Here is an 803-nt window from a genome sequence, read left to right as displayed (position 1 = left end):
CGCTCCAGTGGCAGGGCGGGATAATGCCGTCTGACGGGAGGAGCCGTTACGCCGTCAAGGTTTGCCGCCGGGTTGCTGTCGATTAACCCCTGATGAACTGCATGACGCATGATGTTGCTGAGGTGCTGCCGCGTGCGGGACGCAACTTCAAGCAGTCCTTTTTCCTCAATCCCTTTCAGCAGGCCAATGAAATGCCGGGGTTTAAGCTCTGAGACTGACAGGTGGCCGATAACCGGAAATACATGATTGTTCAGGCTGGCAAGCAGACGGTCAGCGGTGTTCTGCGACCATTTTTTATTACTTTTATGCCACGCCAGTGCCACGATTTTAAATACTTTCTCCGATGTGTAGGCTCCGCGTTCAACTGCCCGCTGCTGTGCCGGGTTGATGTTCAGCGCCAGCATCTTACGGATACCTTCGCGCTGCTGGCGGGCATCAGACAGGGAAACGGCAGGATAGGCACCCAGTGCAATGCGGGATTCTTTGCCGTTTATACGATATTTGAGATACCAGTGACGTGAGCCGCCCGGTTTGACAAGAAGATACAGACCGTGAGAATCGGAGACTTTAAAGGATTTATCAGAAGGTTTAAGAGTGCGGATTTTCGCATCGGTAAGGGACATATGGGGGTCACTCCATTATCGAACTAACCTGACCCCAGATTTGACCACCAATTTTTCCCGATGCGGAGGATTAAATCAAAATACACCGGGAAGAATTTTCACGCTAACCTCTTGAATCAGTATCAGATAAAGATTCGCAAGGAGGCATGAAAACAGGAAATTGGCTCCTCTGACTGGACT

The 803-nt window shown here is 50.9% G+C and carries 1 protein-coding gene; it reads right to left on the bottom strand.

From position 1 onward, the window contains the following. Positions 1-623 (bottom strand): integrase arm-type DNA-binding domain-containing protein (locus IM265_RS21850; protein WP_193056028.1); only part of this gene is annotated, 623 nt, incomplete at its 3' end. Positions 624-803: the final 180 nt, after the last annotated feature.

This window comes from Enterobacter cloacae complex sp. P17RS (assembly GCF_014895885.1).
Lineage (GTDB): Bacteria > Pseudomonadota > Gammaproteobacteria > Enterobacterales > Enterobacteriaceae > Enterobacter > Enterobacter bugandensis.
This window is presented reverse-complemented; position numbering and strand designations above follow the sequence as displayed.